21 protein-coding genes and 1 tRNA gene are annotated in these 16,790 nt (G+C 65.8%); 7 read left to right on the top strand and 15 right to left on the bottom strand.

Translation table 11 applies throughout. The annotated features are described in order from the left end of the window. The first annotated feature begins 50 nt into the window (after window positions 1-50). Entirely contained in the window at window positions 51-851 is an 801-nt protein-coding gene (locus tag AC2A1N_RS08530; RefSeq protein ID WP_061478774.1) for a hypothetical protein, read from the top strand. Window positions 852-924: 73 nt separating this feature from the next. On the opposite strand, the gene AC2A1N_RS08525 is transcribed toward AC2A1N_RS08530, so the two are convergent. The 3 genes from AC2A1N_RS08525 to rocF form a co-directional block, all read right to left on the bottom strand. After that, on the bottom strand, window positions 925-1,146 hold the full coding sequence (locus AC2A1N_RS08525; protein WP_004153772.1) for a CsbD family protein: 222 nt from the start codon (window positions 1,144-1,146) through the stop codon (window positions 925-927). Between the two features lie 204 nt (window positions 1,147-1,350). Next, a complete protein-coding gene (locus AC2A1N_RS08520) occupies window positions 1,351-1,488 on the bottom strand; it encodes an entericidin A/B family lipoprotein (protein WP_005407710.1) in 138 nt (45 codons plus the stop codon). 162 nt (window positions 1,489-1,650) lie between these two features. Continuing rightward, window positions 1,651-2,571 carry an arginase gene (rocF, locus tag AC2A1N_RS08515; protein WP_005420594.1) on the bottom strand — a complete coding sequence of 307 codons (921 nt, stop codon included), beginning with the start codon at window positions 2,569-2,571 and terminating at the stop codon, window positions 1,651-1,653. Between the two features lie 275 nt (window positions 2,572-2,846). Between rocF and AC2A1N_RS08510 the strand changes: the two genes are divergently transcribed. After that, window positions 2,847-3,296: a hypothetical protein gene (locus tag AC2A1N_RS08510; protein ID WP_061478776.1), complete on the top strand. Its 450-nt coding sequence runs from the start codon at window positions 2,847-2,849 to the stop codon at window positions 3,294-3,296. A 122-nt stretch (window positions 3,297-3,418) separates the two neighbouring features. Here the strand turns inward: AC2A1N_RS08510 and AC2A1N_RS08505 are convergent, their stop codons facing one another. Beyond that, window positions 3,419-4,363 carry an ankyrin repeat domain-containing protein gene (locus AC2A1N_RS08505; protein WP_242892242.1) on the bottom strand — a complete coding sequence of 315 codons (945 nt, stop codon included), beginning with the start codon at window positions 4,361-4,363 and terminating at the stop codon, window positions 3,419-3,421. Between the two features lie 58 nt (window positions 4,364-4,421). After that, the gene (locus tag AC2A1N_RS08500; RefSeq protein ID WP_154350073.1) at window positions 4,422-5,192 is read right to left on the bottom strand and encodes a DUF3011 domain-containing protein; all 771 of its coding nucleotides are present in this window, start codon (window positions 5,190-5,192) and stop codon (window positions 4,422-4,424) included. A gap of 582 nt (window positions 5,193-5,774) precedes the next feature. On the opposite strand from AC2A1N_RS08500, the gene AC2A1N_RS08495 reads away from it, so the two are divergent. Then, window positions 5,775-6,176, top strand: coding sequence for a hypothetical protein (locus tag AC2A1N_RS08495; protein WP_242892239.1), 402 nt, complete (start codon window positions 5,775-5,777; stop codon window positions 6,174-6,176). Window positions 6,177-6,350: 174 nt separating this feature from the next. Here AC2A1N_RS08495 and AC2A1N_RS08490 read toward each other — a convergent pair whose 3' ends face one another. Together AC2A1N_RS08490 and AC2A1N_RS08485 are read right to left on the bottom strand one after the other, a co-directional pair. Beyond that, window positions 6,351-6,653 carry an addiction module antidote protein gene (locus AC2A1N_RS08490; RefSeq protein WP_005420598.1) on the bottom strand — a complete coding sequence of 101 codons (303 nt, stop codon included), beginning with the start codon at window positions 6,651-6,653 and terminating at the stop codon, window positions 6,351-6,353. Window positions 6,654-6,711: 58 nt separating this feature from the next. Further along, the gene (locus tag AC2A1N_RS08485) at window positions 6,712-6,999 is read right to left on the bottom strand and encodes a type II toxin-antitoxin system RelE/ParE family toxin (RefSeq protein WP_242892237.1); all 288 of its coding nucleotides are present in this window, start codon (window positions 6,997-6,999) and stop codon (window positions 6,712-6,714) included. Between the two features lie 230 nt (window positions 7,000-7,229). On the opposite strand from AC2A1N_RS08485, the gene AC2A1N_RS08480 reads away from it, so the two are divergent. After that, window positions 7,230-7,829, top strand: a complete 600-nt coding sequence (locus tag AC2A1N_RS08480) for a hypothetical protein (protein ID WP_242892235.1) — start codon at window positions 7,230-7,232, stop codon at window positions 7,827-7,829. 27 nt (window positions 7,830-7,856) lie between these two features. Next, window positions 7,857-8,978, top strand: coding sequence for an XVIPCD domain-containing protein (locus AC2A1N_RS08475; RefSeq protein WP_242892233.1), 1,122 nt, complete (start codon window positions 7,857-7,859; stop codon window positions 8,976-8,978). Between the two features lie 84 nt (window positions 8,979-9,062). Here the strand turns inward: AC2A1N_RS08475 and AC2A1N_RS08470 are convergent. The 4 genes from AC2A1N_RS08470 to birA all read right to left on the bottom strand — a co-directional run bounded on the left by AC2A1N_RS08470 (window position 9,063) and on the right by birA (window position 11,733). Next, a tRNA-Thr gene (locus AC2A1N_RS08470) sits at window positions 9,063-9,138 on the bottom strand. A gap of 40 nt (window positions 9,139-9,178) precedes the next feature. Beyond that, window positions 9,179-10,027 (bottom strand): SPOR domain-containing protein, encoded by an 849-nt coding sequence (locus tag AC2A1N_RS08465; RefSeq protein ID WP_242892231.1) that lies wholly within the window; start codon window positions 10,025-10,027, stop codon window positions 9,179-9,181. 9 nt (window positions 10,028-10,036) lie between these two features. Continuing rightward, window positions 10,037-10,768 (bottom strand): type III pantothenate kinase, encoded by a 732-nt coding sequence (locus AC2A1N_RS08460; RefSeq protein WP_242892229.1) that lies wholly within the window; start codon window positions 10,766-10,768, stop codon window positions 10,037-10,039. Further along, window positions 10,765-11,733, bottom strand: a complete 969-nt coding sequence (birA, locus tag AC2A1N_RS08455; protein ID WP_061478836.1) for a bifunctional biotin--[acetyl-CoA-carboxylase] ligase/biotin operon repressor BirA — start codon at window positions 11,731-11,733, stop codon at window positions 10,765-10,767. Before birA ends, AC2A1N_RS08460 begins: the two co-directional genes overlap by 4 nt. 144 nt (window positions 11,734-11,877) lie before the next feature. On the opposite strand from birA, the gene AC2A1N_RS08450 reads away from it, so the two are divergent. Next, entirely contained in the window at window positions 11,878-12,162 is a 285-nt protein-coding gene (locus AC2A1N_RS08450) for a hypothetical protein (protein WP_111201895.1), read from the top strand. Further along, window positions 12,129-12,920 (top strand): M90 family metallopeptidase, encoded by a 792-nt coding sequence (locus AC2A1N_RS08445; RefSeq protein WP_484372013.1) that lies wholly within the window; start codon window positions 12,129-12,131, stop codon window positions 12,918-12,920. Before AC2A1N_RS08450 ends, AC2A1N_RS08445 begins: the two co-directional genes overlap by 34 nt. 36 nt (window positions 12,921-12,956) lie before the next feature. On the opposite strand, the gene AC2A1N_RS08440 is transcribed toward AC2A1N_RS08445, so the two are convergent. The 4 genes from AC2A1N_RS08440 to dusA all read right to left on the bottom strand — a co-directional run bounded on the left by AC2A1N_RS08440 (window position 12,957) and on the right by dusA (window position 16,783). Next, window positions 12,957-14,381 (bottom strand): ATP-binding protein, encoded by a 1,425-nt coding sequence (locus AC2A1N_RS08440; protein ID WP_053498753.1) that lies wholly within the window; start codon window positions 14,379-14,381, stop codon window positions 12,957-12,959. A gap of 25 nt (window positions 14,382-14,406) precedes the next feature. Continuing rightward, window positions 14,407-15,090 (bottom strand): response regulator transcription factor, encoded by a 684-nt coding sequence (locus AC2A1N_RS08435; RefSeq protein WP_004136763.1) that lies wholly within the window; start codon window positions 15,088-15,090, stop codon window positions 14,407-14,409. 73 nt (window positions 15,091-15,163) lie between these two features. Beyond that, entirely contained in the window at window positions 15,164-15,538 is a 375-nt protein-coding gene (locus AC2A1N_RS08430; RefSeq protein WP_005420623.1) for a hypothetical protein, read from the bottom strand. Window positions 15,539-15,751: 213 nt separating this feature from the next. Then, window positions 15,752-16,783, bottom strand: a complete 1,032-nt coding sequence (gene dusA, locus AC2A1N_RS08425) for a tRNA dihydrouridine(20/20a) synthase DusA (protein WP_242892225.1) — start codon at window positions 16,781-16,783, stop codon at window positions 15,752-15,754. Window positions 16,784-16,790: the final 7 nt, after the last annotated feature.

The raw sequence follows: 16,790 nt of genomic DNA, 5'->3' as shown, positions 1-16,790 counted from the left end.
CGTCAGGGCCCGCGGCGCGTTCATTCACCCAACCCCGCTGGAGACGCCCGATGAAGCGCCTGCTGCCCCTGCTGCTGATCCTGCCCCTGGCCGGCTTCCGCCCGGCGCCCATGCCGCCACCGGTGTACGACGGCGGCCCCGTACGCATGGCCCTGGTCGACCGCGACCGCGGTACCGAACTGCGCAGCTACTCCGCCGAGGGCCAGCGCTGGGTGGCCGGCGAGCGCGGCCACCGCTACGCCGTGCGCCTGTACAACGACAGCCCGCGCCGGGTGCTGGTGGTGCTGTCGGTGGATGGCGTCAACGCCATCTCCGGCGAGGATGCCGATCCCTCGCAGACCGGCTACGTGCTCAACCCCGGCCAGCGCGCCGACATCACCGGCTGGCGCAAGAGCCAGGACGAAGTGGCGCAGTTCGTGTTCAGCAGCCCCAGCGGCAGCTATGCCAGCCGCACCGGCCGCCCGGACAACATCGGCGTGGTCGGGGTGGCGGTGTTCGAGGAGGCGCGTCGCTGGTACCCGCAGCCGATCCTGCGACGTGGCGTGCCGCTGCCGGCACCGACCGCGCAAGCCGAGGCTGCCGCCGACGCCAGTGCCAGCCGCATCGAGGGCTATGCCAGCAAGTCACAGGCGCCAGCGCTGGGCACCGGCCACGGCGCACGTGAACACTCCTCGGTGCGCGATACCGACTTCGAACGGGCCAGCCGCAGCCCGGCCCAGGTGCTGCAGCTGCGCTACGACAGTGCCCGCAACCTGCGTGCGCGCGGCATCCTGGTCGATGCGCCCTCGCGCCTGCCGCGCGAACCGCAGGCCTTCCCCAACCGCTACGTGCCGGACCCGCCGGCCCGCTGATCGTCCCGCGCAGACAACACGACGCCCGCTACCTCACGGTGCGGGCGTCGTGTTGTGGGGGAAACCGAAGCGCTTACTTGTAGTCCGGGTAGTCCTTGCTCACCGCGTCCTGGAACTCACGCACTTCCTTCTCCGCGCGGTCCTTGGCCCAGCCATAACGTTCCTGCAGGCGGCCGGCCAGGTATTCGGCATTGCCTTCGGCCACATCGAAATCGTCGTTGGTCAGATCGCCCCACTTGGCCTGGGCCTTGCCCTTCAGCTGCGACCACTTGCCGGAAATGATGTCTTTGTTCATTGCTGGGAGTCCTTGGTTGCAACGGCGTTCTTACCGTGGCTCCAGCTTCGCGCAGTCGCTGTTGAGTACCGGTCAACCGGCAATGAAATGCACGCTCACCTGCTTGAATGGTTCACTACCCCTGCACGCCAACGGTGTGGAAGACGCGCATAAAAAAAGGCCGGGGATATCCCCGGCCTTTTGGCTTTCCGTTCCACTTCAGGCTCAACGGCCCTTGGCGGCATCCTCAACCTTTTCACCGGCCTTCTGCACGTCCTTGCCGGCACCGGCCACGGTGTTGCAACCGGCCAGCAGGGCCACCGAGAACATCGACAACAGCATCAGGGCAACTACGCGCTTCATGGGCTTCTCCTTGGGTTCGCCGCTATACCGCTTCATTCGCGGATGGGATTCTTTCGCTCGGCGGGAGGGCACCAATGCCCACTGCCGCCGCGTGAAGTGCAATCTGGCGGCAGGGGCGTGGAGCGGGTGTGAACGGATCGGCGATCCGTTCAGGCGGTTGCCTTAGTCGCGCATCAGGGTGGACTTGCCGAACAGGCTCTCGACCAGGTCCACGGCCAGTTCGGCGGTGGCATTCTGCTTGTCCAGCAAGGGGTTGAGCTCGACGATGTCCAGCGAACCCATGCGCCCGGTGTCGGCGATCATTTCCATCACCAGCTGCGCCTCGCGGTAGTTCACCCCGCCCGGCACCGTGGTGCCGACGCCCGGCGCGATGCTGGGGTCGAGGAAGTCGACATCGAAGCTGACATGCAGGTGGGTGTTCTCATCGATGCCGGCCAGCGCCGCTTCCACCGCGCGTTTCATGCCGTTCTCGTCGATGTAGCGCATGTCATAGACATCCACCTTGTGGGTCTTGATCAGGCGCTTCTCTTCCGGGTCCACCGAGCGGATGCCGATCTGGTGCATCTGCGCCGGGGTGATCGCCGGTGCGCTGCCGCCCAGACGGGTCAGCGCGTCCGGGCCGAGGCCGCACAGGCAGGCCACCGGCATGCCGTGGATGTTGCCCGACGGCGTGACATCGCTGGTGTTGAAGTCCGAATGCGCGTCCAGCCACAGCACGCGCAGATTCTTCCCCTGCTCGCGGCACCAGCGCGCGACGGCGGTGATCGAACCGATGCCCAGGCAATGGTCGCCACCGAGCATGATCGGCATGCGCCCGGCCTGCAGCTCGGCGTAGCTGGCTTCCATCAGTGCGCGGTTCCAGGCCACCACCTCATCCAGGTGGCGGTAGCCCTCCACCGGCGCGGTCCACGGGTTGCGCGGGCCATCCAGGTTGCCCACGTCGCGCACGTCCACGCCGCGGGCCTCCAGCGCCTCCGGCAGGCCCGCCACGCGCAGCGCTTCCGGCCCCAGCCGCGCACCGCGATGGCCCGCACCGACATCGGTGGGAACGCCAATCAGGGATACGGAAATGGGATGGGCCATGGGTGCCTCCTGCGGTGCGGAAAAAGAAGCACAGTCTAGCCAGAGCTGTGTGACACCACTCGCGGCGGTGCAGCAGGGCATGGGTCAGATCGCCGCGGCCTGCCAGCCGTATCCGGTCAGGTATTCCAGCGCTGGGTCGTCAGGAATTGGACCTTCCGCGATCCACCTCACATCCCGGTCGGTTTCGCCCCTTACGCAGGGCTGTTGTTATGTCCACGCTGCGTCGGCACCCTGAAGGTGCCGCATCACTTCTTCAATCATGGAGCACCACGCGCATGAAACATGCACTCAATGGACTTGCGGTACTGGCAATTGCCCTGGGCGGACTGTTTCCCGCCGCTGCCAGTACACCCTCGCAACGCATCACGCATACGGTGACCACCGACGCGTATCCCATGCAGACGGCAGGCGCACGCCAGGTACTCGACTGGGTGGCGCAGCGGGTAAAGCCGTCGTTCGCTCCCCAGGGCTACGGCAACGTACAGGTGGAACGACAGGCAGTCTCCGTAGGCCGCGCGTCTGCACGCTCGGATGAATCGATTCCTGGAAAGCTGCCGGACCAGGGCATTCCCGGTGAGATCTACCGGGTGGAAAACCTGCTTCCCGACGGCTCCATCCAGACGTGGGAGTTCACCTGGGTGGAACCCTCATCCGGCCATGGCGGCGGCTGGGACGTAACCGGCTACACCTACAAGAAGGGAAATGACCCGGTGAACCAGCAGTAGCGGGACGGGGGCAATGTTTGCCGCATTGCCCCTTTAGAGTCGCGGCCGACGGCGGTCATGTCGGCCCGCGACGACTTTTACTGCGGCGGAAGATTGGTGACCGACCGCTTGGAGGGCCGCGCTTAGAGGATCGCCGACGACCACTTTTCAACTCGGAACGGGCGCCTTTTCAACACGTCGATACGCCACTGTCCACTCACGCGTTTGAGTACGAACAAGTGCTCGTAACGCAAGGAACTCGACTTCTGAGGATCGTCGCGTACCAGCACTTCCGCCTTCGAGACCCCAAGCTTCGCAACTGATACCAGTAGGTCATCCGGCACATACCGTCGGGGGCTGCCGACTGAAATTCCAGTCGAGTACACTCGTTGGCGGTCGGTGCACCAGGCTGTCAAAATATCCGCTTTCTCCTGCTGGAAGCCGGAGCTTCGCAGAAGGTTGCCACCGGACCGGGAATCCTTGTAGCCACGCGTTTCCCATTCGTAATAGGCCAACAAATAGCCACGCACCACTGAGGCAGGTTCACCTTCGGCGTCTGGTTCGGGCCACTCAAGCGCCGGCGCCTCTATCAACGGCGGCGGAAACTGCGCCCCCGCCAACTGCAAACGCGCCACTACGTCTTCGTGCTTGCGGGCATCGGCCATTGCCAGTGCGTTTGTCCCCTCGAAGTTCAACGGTGCGACGGCAGCTCCACTATCCAGCAACAGTTCGACCATCGCGAGATGGCCGCCCGAAGACGCCAACATCAGCGGCGTGTACCTCGATTCCGGCGAAGCAGCATCCAGCAATGCGCCGCGAGCAATCAGCACACGTCCGATTTCCGTATCGCCTGCGTTGGCAGCCCAACCCAGCGCGGTGTAACCCAGTGCAGTGCAGGCGTGCTGGATGTTGGCGCCACGATCCAGTAACCGCTCCACCGACTCAGCCTTCCCGGCGATCACAGCCGATAGCAGCGGGGTGCGCCCCGTGCCTTTGTGCTGCCACTCGATATCGGCACCCTCATCCAGCAGCGCGTCGATTCGGGCGAGATCCTGCTTCTCAGCTGCTTTGGCCAGAAGATGGGACATGGAGGTGCCACCAGACGGGTGTATGGGTGGTCACCATAAGGCCGCTGGCGCGATGAACTCAACCGCCGCGGCGGCGCACCGGCGTCACGCTCTGCACCTGGCCGTTGTTGCGCATCATGCACAGGAAGCGGCCATCGGGATAATCGATGATCAGTTCCTGGTAATCGCTGCCCACCGGCATCTGGGTCACCAGCGTGCCCTGCGCGCCCTTGCGCATGTTGCAGGCGCCCAACGCGGTATCGCCTGCCGGCGCCGGGGTGGTCACCGAAGACACATTGCGGAACACCGCGCGGCAGCCGCCATTGACCCACACCGAGTGCCGCGACAGGCCCCAGTTCTTGCCCTCCTCGCAGCGGGTACGGCTGAGCTGGCGCACGATTTCCACGTTGCCACGGGTGTTCAGATCGCACGAGACCAGCTGCTGGTCGGTGGATTCGCAGGTGACTTCGCGCGGTATTGCGGCATCTCCGGCGGCAGCGTCGCGAGGGCGTGCGCTGTTTGCGGCGGGCGCAGGCGTGCCGCTGGCGCTGACTTGGCAGATGCCATTGGCGCCGCCACGGCCGGTGTAGCTGACCTGCGGCGCGCCGTCATCGTTGCGGCTGATCGACAGGGTGATGCCGCTGTTGGCATCGCGTGCTTCGAAATAGCGGTCGTTGAAGCGCTTCAGCGCCGTCTCGCGGCCCTGCACGTAGACCGGCCCGCCATCGTCTGCGTGAACATCGATGCCGCCCGGGCAGCTGGCGTTGAAGAACGGCACGGCGGCCATGGCCGGGGCTGCGAAGGTTGTGACCAACAGTGCGACGGTGAGCGGCAGGGCGTGGCGACGCATGGGTGGGTCCCGAAGGGCATGTGTCCCCAGTATGTTTCGGAGGTCTGCAAATGGTCTGTGAGGAGAATCAAAAAGCCGACAGCGCATTCGGGCGTTTGTGTTTGCTATGGTAGCTGTGGAGCCTTGCCCGGGCTGTTAAGTCACCTTTACTTCGTGGGCCAGCTCAGGGCATGCGGCAGCGATGGTTCGGGCAGATTTCTCGCTGATGGCGCCACTGCGCAATCTGTCGCTTCTGGCATTGCGATGCTCGAAACGGGCCAAACGCGATAATTCATTTTTCCTTTCAGATCACCCGATGCCATCGAAACAAACGACTGGCAGGCGGGGATTTCGCGTGCGCATGATGAATCGCCACCTGCAAAGGTGGTCGGGACTTCCAAGCCCGTGTTGTCAACGATGTATACGCTTGCCAGCCGGCGTCGTCCTTTCAGGGGCGGCGCCGGCTGGCAATCCGTTAGCCGATCGACGGCGGGCGGTGCGTGGGGGCCTCGTGCCCGCCGATTCGTTGACCCGGTCTTGGAAGCCACGCATCGCCCGCCACCCTACCGTGGTGGCACCTCTGTTCCTGACGAGGATGCCCGCATGTCCAGAACCCCTCACCCGTACCTGACCGCCACCCTCGGCGAGGCGGCTCTGCGCCTGCCACCTGAACTGGCGCAGCCATTGGAAGCCGCTTTCGCCGCTGCGAACGAAGCGCCTGCGTCCGTCAACCTGCCCAGCTGCCTGCAGCGCATCCGCGGCGGTGACGCCGCCGATGGACAGCCGTGGACGGGGCCCGCCAGCACACCCGGCCAGGCGGTGGCCGCCGCACGCCGGGATCGCGCTGCGGTGGGTTTGGTGTCGCTGTTGGAGCTGTACCACGCCGCCGAGCGCGTGCGCGTGGACGGGGAAGAGAAAGACGACATCGGCGACGGCACGCGCGAAGGACTGATGCTGGCCTGCCGGGGCCTGGCGGAGTATGTGGCGTTGCAGGTGCGTAGCTGAGGCTGCGGTGGTCGCAGTGTGTGTGCGGCATTGATCGAAGGATCTGCCCGCGCCATACAGTGAGTTGACTCACCGGGTTGGGACGAAAGAACCAGCGAATGGCGGTTTCTTCGTTTTCGTTCCATCGCCTTTGCGACCGGCGCCGCGCCGACGCATCATGATCGGCGCATGTGCTTATGCTGCGCTGGCGTGCAATCGCACACCCAGGGCCCGGGTCACCTTCAGGATGGTCGCGAAATCAGGGCTGCGCTCGCCGGAGAGTGCGCGATACAGACTCTCGCGCGACAGGCCCGCCGCACGCGCAACCTTGCTCATGCCCTGAGCGCGAGCGATATCGCCAAGCGCCTTGGCGATGAAGGCAGAATCGCCCTCGCTTTCTTCGATGCAGGCGTCGAGATAAGCCGCCATCTCCTCCGGCGTCCGAAGATGCTCGGCCACATCAAATGATTTGAGTTCGACTTTTCTCTTGATGGCCATGATGGGACAGCTCCGGTACTTCGGTATTGAGTCGTTTCGCCTACAGCCAGTTCGATGCTCACAGGGAACGCGCAATCTCCTTGGCCGTCTCTATATCGCGCCGCTGCGAACCCTTGTCGCCTCCAACCAGAAGAAACACCCACTGCCTGCCGCGCTGGGTGTAGTACACGCGGTAACCCGGTCCTGCATCGATACGCAATTCTGAAACGCCATCCGCCAGATAGCGGTGATCACCGGGATGGCCTTCAGCGAGCCGACCGATACGGGCCAGGATGCGAGCGCGTGCGGTTACGTCCTTGAGAGCGTCAATCCATGTCGCGAACTGACGGGTACGCTGGATCTTCATGGAGGACTGTAGCCTACTGGCTACGGTCTTTCAACTATCGGATTGCGCGCATGGAGGTGTGCTCGGCCTTCCGTCTGATGTTCCTCCCTCGCAGCTGACGCCGCGTTTTTCAAACTGGAAAGTGGAACCGGGTGCGTTTTCAGTAGCTCATTTTTCACGGAAACCCGATCCGTACTCACAAAACGCTGTGCTAGATTCAAGAGCGTGACGTTGGCGCGAGAGACGCTTTCATGGATGCATGGGTCGAGAAACTCGCTTCTTCATCAAAACGTGGAATTCGGCGCCACCTCTGGATAGCAGTGCGTCGTCGCCTCGCGATCGCTGTTCCGGCGCTTGTGCTGGCAGCATGTTCAATCGCCGCGCCGCCACGCCAATCCGATCATCTGAATCAAAAACAGCCCGTCGAATCAGGGAGTGAAACTGGTATGGAGCGGTTCAAGAACGATATCGAGCGTTTGACCAAGGTGCGTTTTGATGATGTCGACGCATTGAATGAACAGCTCCACACACACTTGGGAGAACCGACTCGACAAGGCTTGAGGGACGAGCGGACCGCAGAACGCGGCATGCTGGGCGGACTTGAGATCAAGAACATCACGCTGAGAAGTCCTGCCGGCGATCCTACGCACGCGACCTTGGTCTTTGAGGTTGCCCCACCGAGCATCGCGCTCGGGAAAATCATCTGGGAGGAATCCGCCATGTATCCACCCCATCCGGATGCGCCTGATTCCCGCCCTTACTGGTCTGCTCAGGTGAACAGTGCCAAGGTAGTACTCGGGCTCTCCCTTGACCACAAAACGCTGACCTACGTATCAATCAGTCAGCGCTGATCCCTGTCATTGCGAAGGAGCCGCACCATGGAGCGTGCTGAAGAACTTGCACTGTCACAGCCGCAGGAGAGTGGCCGACCAGGGGCCACACGTCGTCCGGCTTCGCCTTTGGTTGATCCTTCGCTGGTACCGCTTCTGACCAAATCCCCAACACTTCGAGCGGGTCTTGCACAAGCTGATCACGACAACCTGAGTGTCGAATGGGGGCCAGCCGGTGGCGGCACCTATCTTGTTCCCGGTGTGAAGATCGTCATTGACGAGAACGCCATCGGGCAAGGCTCCAGAATCGCACGTTCTCTTTCTCATGAAGTTGGGCATCACCTCTTCACCGAGCAACCAGATCGGGCGTCTAAGCAGTCCTTTGTGAACACCTTGCTGCGAGGAGAAGCAGCTGCCACGCTCAGCAATGTCCAGGTCCAGCGTGAAATCACCGCAGCCGGAGGACCGAACATTGGCGTGTCGGGCACAGGCGATCGCCCCCAGCAGTATGGAGCCATTGCGGCGAAACTCGAGGCAGGGCAGATCAACCGTAACCAAGCACTAAGTCAGATCGCTGACGTGTTCAAGACGGAGGCTCCGTCGGTTGGCCCTCATGCGACGTACGAGCTTTATTATGGCGCGCACTATGACCAGCACATAGCGCCCATGCAACGTCGACGCAGGCCCGAGCCAGCATTTGACGCCGAGCGCACTGCGGTCGAGGAAAGAGTGACCGCCGCCAATGTCAACTCACCCTCAATGCAGCGAGCTTTCTCAGTCGCTGAACTCGACGATGCCGATCGTTCGCTCTACATGCAGATAAGAGCGGGTGTGGAACGCCTGGACGCCGAGAGCGGGAAGCAGTGGGATGAGTCGAGCCAACGCATGTCCGCGAGTTTGCTGGTGCTCGCGAAGGAGCAAGGGCTTTCAAGAGTTGACCACGTCGTAGTGAACAACCCGACAGAGTCCCTTGCACGTGGCGAGAGAGTATTCATCGTCGAGGGAGCGATGGACGATCCTGCCCAACGCCGTGGAACCATGAATACGATGGACGCGCTTCGCGCGCATGAAGCGGAGTCACTTCATCGCGCTGATTCATTGGCAGCAAATCTTGAACAGCAGTCAGCGCAGCAGGTCCATGCGCAGGACGGACCATCATTCTCAAGGTAAGGCTGCCGAGGCACCGGGTGTACCGCCTTTCGAACCACTGGGCGAGTACCTGGAGCAGCGCAAAGAGGCGCTGACTCATTGGGATGGTGCCGCTTATCCGAATCGAACGGATGACCTACTGTTTACAAGACAGTTGCTCTACCAACTGAGCTAAAGCGGCATGGGTGGATCACCGGCGGCAGGGCCGCGGTCCGGGGATTCTAGCGCAACCTTGCGCATTCCAGCGACCGGCTCTGTGCTGCCCCGCTGCGCTGCTGGGCCTGGGCCCGCTGCGTGCCTGCCGCCAGCTGCCCTTCCAGCCACCACTGGCCGGCGTCGCCGCTGGCGACCAGGCGCGGCTGGAAGCCGGCAGCCTGCACCGCTGCCATGCGGCGCTCGGCGCCCTCGCGGTTACGGTACTGGCCCAGCGCCACGGCGTTGGCGTCCTCGCCCTGGCTGATGATGTAGTAGTCGCTCAGGCCGGCGGCGACGATGCGCTTCACGGTGGCCTGCGCTTCGTCGCGGTTGGCGGCGGCCGGCAGCATCACCCGGTAACGGGCACTGCCGCTGGCAGCGGGCTGTTCGAGCAGGCGCACCTGGCTGAGCAGCGTGCCGGCCTTGCCCTGCGCGCTGCTCGCGGCGGCGCGGTCGGCGAACGGGCCCAGCGCGACGCAGCGCGGCGGCTCAGCGGCTGCGGGCGGGGTTACGGACGTTTCCGGGGCCGGTACGGGTGCAGGCGGTGGTGCCGGCTTGGCAGCGGCAGCAACCGGCGCAGCCCCAGCCACCTGCGGCTTGGCGATCTCCGGCTTGGCCGGCGCAACGGGCGCGGGCGTCGCAGCCACCGCGGTCTTCGCCGCCGGTTCGCGCTCCATCAGCGGTGCGGTCGGGGCGGCGGCGGTGGCCTCGGCTGCGGCATTGGCATCCACGCCACCCGGCACCCAGCGCAGCTCGGCCACGCCAGCGGGTTGCGGTGGCGGCGCAGGCTTCTGTGGCGCATCGCGCAGCAGCCACCAGCAGGCGACACCGAGATTGAGAATGGCCAGTACGACGATCAGGGCACGGGTCAGCATGCGCGGATACTAGCGCGCGGGCTGGTGCACCGCCCAGCGGGCGATGCCATCCAGCACCAGCGAGGGGTGGTAATCGGCAGCGGGCAGCAACGGCATCAGCGCCGGTGCGCCGCCACCGTGCACCAGCAGCGACGGTGCCACGCCCAGCAGCGTGTGCGCGTGCTGTGCGCTGCGTTCAATCAGCGCCACCGCAGCGCCATCGCAGCCGGAGGCCAGCGCGTCGGCGGTGTCGTTGGCGAACTCGCTGTAGCCGCCACCGGTCGCGGGCAGCTGCACGGCACGGGCGTGCAGTGCTTCGCGCATGGTGGTGGGCGATGCGGAGATGCGGCCACCGTGGTGCTGGCCGTCGGCATCGAGCAGATCAATCGTCAGTGCGGTGCCCACGCCGACCACCAGCACCGGGCGCTGCGACTTGGCCGCGGCCAGCAGGGCCAGGAAGCGGTCGACGCCGAACTTTTCCGGTCTGGCATAAGCAATGCGCACGCCGGCGCATTCGGCGCTGGTGCGCACTACATGCACATGCTCGAAGCGGCGCTGCAGCTGGTCCAGCATCGCGCTGGTCAGCGACGGTGCCGCCACGCTCGCCACGAACGCGGTGCGGCCGCTGGGCAGGCTGTGCGGCGGCTGCCCGGCCATGCCTTCGGCGCCATGCGCCCAGGCCTGCACGTCACCGGCACGGTCACCCTGCAACGGCGCGAACTTGAAGCGCGAGTTGCCGAGGTCGAACAACCAATCGCTCATGCCGCCCTCACGCTGACTTCGCCGGCGTGCAGCAGGCGTTCCTGGCCATCGATGCGCACGCGCAATGCACCGTCATCGGCCAAGCCAAGCGCAGTACCGTGCTGCCACTGCCCGTCCAGTTCCACGCGCACTTCGCGGCCGGCCAGCATGTCGAACGCAGCGTAGCGCGGCAGGAACGGAGCGAGGCCTTCGCGATCGAATTCTTCCAGCGCCGGCAGCAGACGCGCCAGCACGGCAGCAACCACCCCATTGCGGTCCACCGGCTTGCCGGCCAACGTGTCCAGGTCCACCCACGGCTGGGTGATCTGCTCGCCGAACGACGGCGGCATGTGGGTGTTGATGCCGATGCCGATCACCGCGCGCGCCGGGCCGGCGTATTCGCCACCGCCCTCGGCAAGCAGGCCGACCAGCTTGCGCTTGCCATCGACGATCAGGTCGTTCGGCCACTTCAACTGCGCCTGGGTGTAGCCCAGGTCGTGCAACGCTTCGGCCACGGCGATGCCGGCCACCAGGCTCAACCCGGCCAGGCGGCCCAGACCGCCGGAGTACAGGCGCATCACCGACAGGTAGATATGCGCGGCCAACGGCGAGGCCCAGGTGCGGCCACGACGGCCGCGGCCACCGGTCTGGCGTTCGGCCAGCAGCACGCTGACCCCGCGCTGGGGCGCGCTGCACCGCAGCAATTCAGCGTTGGTGGAGTCCACCGTCCAGGCCACCTGCAGGTCGTGCAGCAGGGCCTGGGCATCGGCGGGCAGGCCGGCGCGGATCGCCACCGGGTCCAGCAGGTCGACCGGGCGGGTCAGGCCATAGCCCTCGCCAGCACGGCCCTCGATGTCCACACCTGCGGCCCTAAGCCCTTGAATACGCTTCCAAACAGCCGCCCGGGTCTGGCCCAGCTCTCGGGCCAGGGCGTCGCCGGACAGGCGACCGGCAGCGAGTTTGGCCAGCAATTGGCGATCGTCCACGGCAGCTTCCACGAAGTCAGGAAGGAATTATGCGGGAAAGCCGCCAGCGACGCCTGCCACGCTGGGTTCCGCCGGGGCTTCCAACGGGGCGCCGGGTTCGGGCTAGAATCGGGAACTCACCCTCCCTTAACGTGGATGTCGTCAATGCGCCGTTATGCCCATTGCCTGATCCTGCTGATGATGCCCTTCGCGGCGTCTGCAACGGCAGCGCTGGACGACAGCCGGGGCGCCTGCGTGTCCTCCAACGGTGATGCCGCCTCGCAGCGCGCGCCGACCGCGACCGCCTCGGCTGCGACCACCAAGCCGGCACCGGTACGCCCTGCGGCCAGCAATGCCACCAGCACCGGGGGCGGCGGCAGCGACGACGACGTGCTGCAGCGCATCCGTGCGCCGAAGTGGCACAGCTACCTGCCGGGAATGTTCCGCTGATCAAGTCGTTGCTGCAGTGGCTGCGGCCCTCGCCGCGGCCGATCGACGATGCGCTTTGGGAAGACGCCTGCCGCCGTGCGGCCTGGTTGCGCGGCCTGGACGACGAACGCCGCGCGCGACTGCGCGTGCTGGCCACGCGCTTCCTGCATGAGAAGACCATTACCCCTGTCGGTGAACTGCAACTGCAGGCTGGCGATGGCGTGCTGCTGGCCGCACTGTGCTGCCTGCCGCTGCTGGAATTCGGCGAAGTGGGGCTGGAAGGCTGGTCGCAGCTGATCGTCTACCCGGATGCGTTCCGCGTGCACCGCAGCCACATGGATGCGGCCGGCGTGCTGCACGAGTGGGATGACGAGCTGATCGGCGAGTCGTGGGACAGTGGTCCGCTGATCCTGTCCTGGGCCGACGTGCAGGCCGACCTGGCCGCGCCGCACGAGGGCTACTGCGTGGCGGTGCATGAGATGGTGCACAAGCTCGATGCGCTGGATGGCGCGATGGACGGCACACCGCCACTGCCGCGGCAATGGCAGCGCGAGTGGGCGGCCACGTTCCAGCGCGCCTACGACGCCTTCTGCGCGCAGGTGGACGCAGGCGAAGAGACGCTGATCGATCCGTATGCGGCCGAGGCGCCGGAGGAGTTCTTCGCGGTGGCCAGCGAGTACCACTTCTCGGCACCGGATCTGCTGCAGCAGGCGTTGCCGGAAGTGGCCGCGCAGCTGCGGCGGTTCTACGGCGAGCCGCCGAAGATCGAAATGCCGTAGTGCCGGCCGCTGGCCGGCACTACCGATCAACGAGGTTTACGGCCCCGGCGGCAAGCGCACTTCGAAGCGGGCGCCACCCAGTTCGGCCGAACGGCCCACGGTCAGTTCGCCGCGGTAGTCCTTGATCAGGTCCTGCACGATCGACAGGCCGATGCCGTGGCCCTGCACGCGCTCGTCGCCACGCACGCCACGCTGCAGCACCTTGCCGATGTCATCCGGGGCGATGCCCGGGCCATCGTCGTCCACCGCCAGCAGCAGGCCGGCACGGCGTGCGTTCGGCGCCGGCAGCGGCTGCGCGGTCAACAGCACGCGGCGGTTGGCCCACTTGAAGGCGTTCTCCAGCAGGTTGCCGAGCAGTTCCTGCAGATCACCCGGTTCGCCGTGGAAGCGCGCGGCCGGGTCGATATCGAATTCGCACAGCACGCCCTTGGCGGCGTAGACCTTTTCCAGGCCACGCACGATTTCCTCGGCGTTGGACTCGATCGGCAGCGGCGCGGAGAACAGCTTGTGGCCCGACGAGGCCGCGCGTGCCAGCTGGTACGAAACCAGGTTGTTCATGCGCTGCAGCTGCACGTCCAGTTCTTCGCGCAGCGCACCGTCGCCGGCGCCGCTGTCCATCTGCGTGCGCAGTACCGCGATTGGCGTTTTCAGGCTGTGCGCCAGATCGGCAAGGGTGTTGCGCTGGCGCTCGAGGTTCTCGCGCTCGCTTTCGATGAAGGCGTTGATGCTGTCGGTCAGTGGTTCCAGCTCGCGCGGGTGGCGCTCGCTCATGCGCTCGGTCTCGCCGCGCTGCACCTTGGTCAGCTCGGTGATCACCCGGCGCAACGGGCGCAGGCTCCACTGCAGGATGACGGTCTGCAGCAGCAGCAGGATCAGGCCGATGCCGCCCAGGTAGAACCAGACGCGGCCACGGAACACGCGCAGCTGCGCACCCAGCGCGCGCGAGTCTTCCATCACATAGATGGTGTAGGGGAATTCAGTGGCGGGGTCGGCGTCGGCGCCCCACACCAGGCCCAGGCCATAGCGGTACACCGAGCCCTGGCTGCCATCGATCTGGATCATCGGCAGCGGGCCTTCGAACACTTCCTGGCGCGGTGCCAGCAGGCCGCCGCCCACGGTGGGCAGCATCGGGCCTTCGGCGGACATCGAATTGCCCTTGCCGTGCGGCATCACCACCTGCAGGTACAGGCCACTGCCGGGTACGTCGAAGCGCGAATCCGGCGGTTGCTCGCGGATGTACAGCGAGCGGTCGCGGGTGAAGTCGATGCCGGCCGCGTAGGAGGTGGCGTAGTTCTTCAGGCGCTCACGCAGGTTCGCCTTCGCCGTATCGGCGAAGGCGGCGTCGAGCGCGTAGCCGGCCAGCGCCAGGAACGCGACCAGGCCCACGGACGCGGCGAGCATCTGGCGCGCCTGCAGTGAGCGCGGCCGCCAGCGTCGGAAGAACCACAGACGGCCGGACATCGTGTTATCGCCAGGGTGAGCCGGCTCAGCCCTCGTTGCGCGGGATCGCGAAACGGTAGCCGCGACCGCGCACGGTCTCGATCGGCTTCAGTTCGCCATCCGGGTCCAGCTTCTTGCGCAGGCGGCCGATGAAGACCTCCAGCACGTTGGAGTCGCGGTCGAAGTCCTGCTGGTAGATGTGTTCGGTGAGGTCGGCCTTGGAGACCAGTTCACCGGCATGCATCATCAGGTACTCCAGCACCTTGTACTCGTAGCTGGTCAGGTCGACATTGCTGCCGGCCACGCTGACCGTCTGGGCAGCAAGGTCCAGGGCGACCGGGCCGCATTCCAGGGTCGGCTTGCTCCAGCCGGCGGCGCGGCGCAGCAGCGCGTTGACGCGGGCCAGCAACTCTTCGACGTGGAACGGCTTGACCAGGTAATCGTCGGCGCCCTGCTTCAGGCCCTCGACCTTGTCCTGCCAGCTCGAACGCGCGGTCAGGATCAGTACCGGGAACTTCTTGCCTTCGTCACGCAGGGCCTTGATCAGCTCCATGCCCGACATCTTGGGCAGGCCGAGGTCGATGATGCCGACATCGAACGGAACTTCGCGCCCCATGTAGAGGCCTTCCTCGCCGTCCTGCGCAGCATCGACGGCAAAGCCTTCGCGCTTGAGCCGGGCTGCCAGGGTCTCACGCAGCGGGGCTTCGTCTTCGACCAGAAGGATACGCATGAACTCTCCCTAGTGTCCTGGGTGTGGCCCGGAGGCCTGTGGGGTACGGGTTGATAGCGACGACTATCCCTGTTCAGGGGTTATCGCCGCGTAGTGATGACATATCCGACCGCGGCGTGCGCGGCTGTGAACGCGACGGGGCAGGGTCGTCCATGTAGCGGACCCGGCCCCGGTCGTCCATGTACTTCACCCGGTTGATATCACGACCATCGAACGGCACGCGCTCGGCGCCGAGGATGTGGCCGCCGGTGCTGCGCTGCACGCGGCGCACGGCATCGGACAGCGAACGCTCGTCGCCACGGTTGCCGCGCTCTCCCCGATCCATCATTTCCGCCCGTGCCTGCTCGCCGCGCGGCGGCTGTTGCGCCAGCGCCGAAGACAGCGGCGCAGCCGACAGCACCACGCAGGTGGCCAGGGCAATGCGGCAATGGAAGGGAGCGGAAGACATCGATGCGATCCTAGCCGAGCACGGCGATTCGTTCAAAAGTCGTAAATCCGGATGCCGGGTTCGGGACCCGGCGCTTTACAAATCCTTTGCAAATTCTTGGTTTGGGGCAGTGAATCCGGTCTGAACTTTTCCGGTCGCAGCCCCGCGATGTTCAGCTAGGTGAACATTCGGGACGAATCGCCGTCCCTTGTCAAGTCAGGAATGTGACTGCGGTCACGCTGCAGCGCGATCGGCTTCGCGCTCGGTGATCGACAGCGCCTGCTCGACCAGGCTCCAGTCGGCGCCCGGGCGGTGTGCGCCCTCGCTCAGCACCTGGCGGAACGCGCGGCCACCGGGCTGGCCGTGGAACAGGCCGAGCAGATGGCGGGTGATGTGCTTCAGCGCCAGGCCTTCGCCCAGGCGCGCTTCCACGTAGGGACGCAGCGTGCGCAGCAGGTCGCCGCGGGCCTGAAGCGGGGCGCCGGTCTGCAGCGCCTCCAGCTGATGCAGCAGGTAGGGGTCGTGGTAGGCCGCGCGGCCCAGCATCACGCCATCGACGTGCGCGGCCTGCGCCTGCACCGCCTCGATGCTGGCCAGGCCGCCATTGAGCACCACCGGCAGCGCCGGGCGCTCCTGCTTCAGGCGGTAGGCCCAATCGTACTTCAGCGGCGGAACCTCGCGGTTCTCCTTCGGCGACAGGCCCTTCAGCCAGGCATTGCGCGCATGCACCACCACCATCGCCGCACCGGCGGCGACCTGGCGGTCGACGAAGGCGGCGAACACGTCATAGTCGTTGTCATCGTCCACGCCCAGGCGGCACTTCACCGTCACCGGGATCTCGATCGCGTCGACCATCGCCGCCACGCAATCGGCCACCAGCGCCGACTCGCGCATCAGGCAGGCGCCGAAGCGGCCGGCCTGCACGCGGTCGGACGGGCAGCCGCAGTTGAGGTTGACCTCGTCGTAGCCCCACTCCGCGGCGATGCGCGCGGCCTGCGCCAGCAGCGCCGGGTCGCTGCCCCCCAACTGCAGCGCCAGCGGCTGCTCGCTGCGGTCGAAGCCGAGCAGGCGCTCGCGATCGCCGTGGATGACCGCATTGGCGTGCACCATTTCCGTGTACAGGCGCACACCCGGCGCCAGCACGCGGTGGAACACGCGGCAATGGCGGTCGGTCCAGTCCATCATGGGGGCCACGGACAGGCGCAGGGAATCGGCGTAACGGGCGGTGGCGGACGTCATCGGGGTGTTGATCGGGGAGACTGGCATTGCCAGT

This window comes from Stenotrophomonas maltophilia group sp. SKK55, from assembly GCF_057179845.1.
Note: the sequence above shows the minus strand (reverse complement) of the source record. Positions and strands in the feature narration are given on the sequence as shown.